General features: G+C 39.6%; 2 protein-coding genes. Both read left to right on the forward strand.

Going from position 1 to position 3,502, the window contains the following annotated elements; genetic code table 11:
* The first annotated feature begins 819 nt into the window (after window positions 1–819).
* The gene (locus tag PSF16_RS16915; RefSeq protein WP_272689754.1) at window positions 820–1,950 is read left to right on the forward strand and encodes a M20 family metallopeptidase; all 1,131 of its coding nucleotides are present in this window, start codon (window positions 820–822) and stop codon (window positions 1,948–1,950) included.
* 42 nt (window positions 1,951–1,992) lie between these two features.
* On the forward strand, window positions 1,993–3,432 hold the full coding sequence (locus PSF16_RS16920; RefSeq protein WP_272689755.1) for a YfcC family protein: 1,440 nt from the start codon (window positions 1,993–1,995) through the stop codon (window positions 3,430–3,432).
* Window positions 3,433–3,502 lie beyond the last annotated feature (70 nt).

Below are 3,502 nucleotides of genomic sequence, written 5' to 3' on the forward strand. Positions count from 1 at the left end.
TACCTACCAAAGACTCACCGCCGAAGAATTTTATTTATCATTTTATCTAACTATTCCTGCAAATTGTGCCAGCAAGATTTAGAATCAAGGCAGGAAAAGCATGGCGCATTTTATGCTGTAAACACTCAAATCAGCATACCAAAAAAACCGATGTCAACTGATTGAAAAGCGTAAAACGAACAGTTTAAAGTTTGCGTATATTTTCGAGGTGTTGGTGTTTATTTACTGTCATTATGTCGAATAAATAGACTAAATACTTCTTTGTGATTATTTAAATAGAGATAAGTGAAACAAATCCCGTACACTTTATTTGTATTAAGTCCTATGCATGGGGAAGATTAATATTCTGCATAATGTTGATTATTTATGGTTAACTAAAATCAACATGATAGGATTAATGAATTCCAATTATTTTTTGTTATCAACAACTATATTTTATATAGTTTTATTATTCATTATTGTAACTATTACTTTTTTAAAAATTAAAAAATCATTGCATAAGTATGCAGTTATAATTGTTTGTAATTTATTTATCTATTGTGATATGGTGCAAAAGTATCCTTTTTATTCAAGGTGAATGCCGTATTATCATAAGGTTGTTTCCTTTGGTTTAAATTCTTTTTTCACACATGCAAGATGTATATTCAATATTTATGCATATCCAGCGTGGCGATTTTACGCGCAAAAAGAATGTTAATCAGCATTGTCATTTATAGTTGATAAATACTTCATTTTATTTTGAATAAAAAGCACATCGTTCTGCGTGTATTTCAGATTTGAAATAACTCGCCATAAAATAATAAATGATAGGAAACCAACATGCACAATGACTTTTTAACACACGAAACTGAAATGCTGAATTTATTGAAGCAAGTCGTTAATATCGAGTCAGGTTCATACGATAAAGAGGGTGTTGATAACCATGCCGCATTTTGGTGCGAACGCTATCAATCAATGGGCTTTGAGGTTGAAGTTATTCCAAATGAAAAATTAGGGAATAACTACCGTATTTATTATCCATCTACCACGCCTGAAATTTTAATTTTACTGCATCTTGATACAGTTTTTCCAAAAGGTACTGTTGCGGAAAGACCATTCAGTATTGAGGGCGATAGAGCTTATGGGCCGGGTGTTATCGACATGAAAGGCAGCCATGTTATGGTGCATCAGGTCATTAAGCAGCTCTATGCAACACAAGATGAGCGTTATAAAAAAATTGAAGTTCTGCTGAACTGTGACGAAGAAATTGGCTCAATTTCATCACGCACTGTAATTGAGCAATGCGCAAAGGGCAAACGCTATGCCTTAGTGATGGAACCCGCTCGCGCAAATGGCGCCATTGTAAGTGCACGTCGTGGTGTAGGAACTTATGTTCTGACGATTCAAGGAAAAGCATCCCACTCAGGAATTGCACCAGAAGCTGGAATTAGTGCAATTCAAGAGCTGGCCTACAAAATCCAGAGCTTACATGCTCTGTCTCAGCATGATAAAGGCTTATCGGTCAATGTGGGGCTGATCTCGGGTGGAACATCTGTGAATACGGTTGCGCCAAATGCCCGTGCAGAGATTGATGTGCGGATCTCTTCAGAGCAGCAAGGTGTTGAGATTGATAAAAAAGTCCGCGAAGTTTGTAGCCAACCTGTACTAGAGGGTATCCAGCTTTCTCTGACGGGGGGAATTAACCGTCCTCCGATGGCAAAAACGGTAGAAAGTGCTGAGCTCATCGACATCATCAAACAAGAAGCCAATAAATTAGCAATTACACTGGAAGATGTTTCTACTGGTGGTGGCTCTGATGCTTCATTTACAGCGGGAGTTGGAACACCAACAGTGGATGGTTTGGGACCGATCGGTGGCTATCAACATAGTGACAAAGAATATCTTGAGATCCCTTCTTTAAGCGAGCGCGCACAGTTATTTTTTAATGTATTAACGCGTATTACGCAGTAATCATGACCCACAAAATAAATAATAATCCAACAGGATAAGTCTATGGCAACAACATCAACAACATCAACAACACCACAAAAAAAACGTTCTGATGGGATAAACCCATATGTATTGCTCTTTTTCATCTTAGTCGCGGCAGCCATTGCGACATGGATTGTGCCAGCGGGTCAATACGCATCAGAAACTAAAGTTATCACAACCATCAAAGATGGGGTCGAGACTCAAGTTAAGAGCTCTTATACCATTCCTGGGAGTTATGAACGTTTACCGGAACAGCACGGCGTATTGCCAGGACAAGTCTTTACTTCTATCGCCGATGGATTAGTTAAAGCCGCGCCCATTATTTTCTTGATTATCTTTACTGGGGGTGCTTTACATCTGCTTGAAACGACTGGGGCCATTAATAAAGTCCTGAGTAATATTTCACGCAGTAAAAAACTTAATGACTTTTTATTAATCACGATTTTCTTTGTTGTTTTCTCGATTCTAGGCACCACAGGTATTGTTGTGAACTCAATTATTGCCTTCGTCCCTATAGGGTTATTGGTGGCAAAATCAGTCGGGATGGATGACAAGTTTGGTGCGGCGATTGTTTACGTTGCTGCATATTCCGGTTTTAACGCATCCGTTATGGCTCCGATGACGGTTGGTTTATCTCAAGGGTTAGCGGATGTTCCCCTGTTATCGGCATTTGGCTTCCGTACGGTTGTATATATTAGCTTTGTGATCGCAGGGATTATCTTCTTAACTCTGTATGCTAAAAAATGCCGTCGTCAGGGGATGGTTCGCCCTGACGTTGAAATCGATGACAGTCAATTTGAGACGTCAAAAATTTCTTTACGCCACGTTATCACCTTATCTTACGCCGCATTTTGTTTAATTGGCTTCATTTTTGGTGCCATTGAATGGAGCTGGGGTGAAAAAGAGATGATGGCGATGTTTATCATCTTAGGTGTGGGCGTGGGTGTATTGAATAGAATGTCGGCGAACGATATTGCGACAGGTTTCCTGAAAGGCTGCGCAGGTATGGTTGGCGGCGCATTTATTGTCGGTATGGCGAGAGCGATTGCGATTGTACTTGCTGACGGTATGATCTTAGACACGATTGTAAATTCGATTATCTCTTTGATGGGCGGATTACCAAAAACGTTATCTGCACTTTCAATGTTTGGTACTGCGGCGATTATGCACTTCTTTATCTCTTCAGGATCGGGTGAAGCCGCAGTTTTAGTACCTATTTTCACCCCAATGGGGGATTTGTTAGAAATTACTCGCCAAACTACCGTACAGACCGTACTAATGGGTGAGGGGGTTGTCAACTGTATTAACCCAACATCTGGTATTTTGATGGCCGTATTGGCGACATCGAAGATTCCTTATACCAAGTGGTTGAAATTTATTTGGCCTCTGGTTTTAACATGGGTCATTATTTCTATTATTTCGATCGTGTATGCAGTGGTGACAAATTTAGGTCCGATTTAAGAGGGACCAAGTTTAGTCATCAAGATAGACAGGATATAAACCAAAGCGCTACTCGAAAGAGTGGCGTTTT

The sequence above is a fragment of the Providencia sp. PROV033 genome (genome assembly GCF_028484855.1).
Classification (GTDB): Bacteria; Pseudomonadota; Gammaproteobacteria; order Enterobacterales; family Enterobacteriaceae; genus Providencia; species Providencia alcalifaciens.

Bases quoted from the DNA above. Each gene is read 5' to 3' on its own strand.
- PSF16_RS16915 (WP_272689754.1), top strand. From the start codon at position 820: ATGCACAATGACTTTTTAACACACGAAACTGAAATGCTGAATTTATTG.
- PSF16_RS16920 (WP_272689755.1), top strand. From the start codon at position 1,993: ATGGCAACAACATCAACAACATCAACAACACCACAAAAAAAACGTTCT.